The organism is Vibrio sp. SG41-7, from assembly GCF_014164465.1.
Taxonomy (GTDB): Bacteria; Pseudomonadota; Gammaproteobacteria; order Enterobacterales; family Vibrionaceae; genus Vibrio; species Vibrio splendidus.
In genome coordinates this window covers 1-1,702 of record NZ_JACJFF010000274.1, presented here as the reverse complement: position 1 = coordinate 1,702, position 1,702 = coordinate 1, and the positions used below count along the sequence as shown (strand labels likewise).

The 1,702-nt window shown below is 43.1% G+C and carries 1 protein-coding gene; it reads right to left on the bottom strand.

Annotated elements, in window-relative coordinates; translation table 11 throughout:
- Window positions 1–238 precede the first annotated feature (238 nt).
- Entirely contained in the window at window positions 239–1,162 is a 924-nt protein-coding gene (locus H5300_RS26575) for an IS5 family transposase (protein WP_182797345.1), read from the bottom strand.
- Between the last annotated feature and the right edge of the window lie 540 nt (window positions 1,163–1,702).

Here is a 1,702-nt window from a genome sequence, read left to right as displayed (position 1 = left end):
GGACCTAAGAATAAAAGTTGTTGAAATGAACAATATCTAACAAAAGCCTACCCAATAAACTTGATAAGAAAAGCGGATTTACTGAGGAGATAAATCGACACTGTAAAACATTCTTCACAAAATCGCGCCAATTGATTGGTGAGCAACTTATAGAAGGTAAAGTGACATGTCCCCCTAGTTAGGAGGCTTTGTTGCGTAATTAGATTTAAAAATAGAGCTACCCCGTTTCGGGCGTTTCTTAGTCGATACGACAAGTTTCAGGCATACCTAACCCAGTAAGCTTGTTCAACGCTTTTATCATCGCGTAAGTTTCACCCACCTGTGCATTGTAATTTCTTAAGCTCAGTTGCCCTCCTAATAACTGTTTAACACGATACATCGCTGTTTCTGAGAGTGAACGTTTGTGGTATCCATACCGCTCTTTCCAATACTTATTTGAGCCATATAACTTCTGGCAAGCCACGGCGAGATTTCTCGGGTGACCACGCTCCCAGAAGGCTGCCCCTTCTCGTGGGGGAACAAGCCCAATGGCTCCCTTAATCTTAATAGCAGCGTGACACAATCTCGTGTCGTAAGCGCCATCACCAGACACCTCAAGGATACTTCGGCGTGTTTGTTTCAGTAAGTTCGGGAGTACTTCTCCATCTGTAACCGTTGATAAACTTAGCTCGGCGGCAATGATCTCATGAGTGCTTGTATCGACTGCAATATGCAGCTTTCGCAGCCAGACTCTACGCTTGCCATCCGTCCCGTGTTTCTTGACTTTCCATTCACCTTCGCCATAAACCTTAAGGCCAGTAGCATCAATGGCTAGGTGCTGTATTGCTCCTCTAGTTTTAGTCTTAAATGAGACCTCAACTTGCTTTGCTCTACGACTGATGCAGGTGTAATGGGGACAACTTAATGGAACATGGGCAAGCCTAAATATTGAGTCGATAAACCCTTGCAGAGCTCTCAGTGGCATAGAAAAAACTCGCTTCACCATGAGGGCAGTCGTGATAGCTAAATCGCTGAACCGACGTGGCCTCCCGCGCTTATTCTGTTTGCTTTGCGCCCAGCCACTTATCGCTTCTTCATCAATCCAAAAGGTCAGAGAACCACGGTTAACGAGTGATTGGTTGTATTGCTTCCAGTTGGTTGTTTTGTAACGAGGTTTAGGCATAGAGCTTCGAGAGGGAGTGGACGTAGCTGATCAGATCGTAGGTTCTTGATTTAGTTCCATTGAATTACGCAACAAAGCCCTGATCTTTTCAAAGTCACACTTTTGGTGTCCATTAGAAAATAAATTATGTTTTTTACAATCTGGTATACCGTTAAAAATAGAAGGGATTCTTCTAACAACGTCACCAATCAATAGGCAATCGGAACATTAAGGTTCTGTTGCCACCGCTAGGAAGGGACACACTATGGTTTTACAGTCATGTCGCATCACGCTCACAAATCAACAGATTATGATTAGTCAATCAGTCGAGAATTCTCTCGATCTTCTCGAGGCTGAACTCGCCGCACCGCTGCTGTCATGAGCTAGGTGCTTAGTTTTTCTTGTACCTAAAGCAATTAACATGTTGAAAATTCGCCCAAAGCACCTATGTTTAATATGAGATATTAATCTATAAGGATTATTATAAATATGGATATAACTCCTATCAACGTTCTATTTGTTTGCGTTAAAAAAGGCGTAAGAGCGGCTATCGCTAAAGCA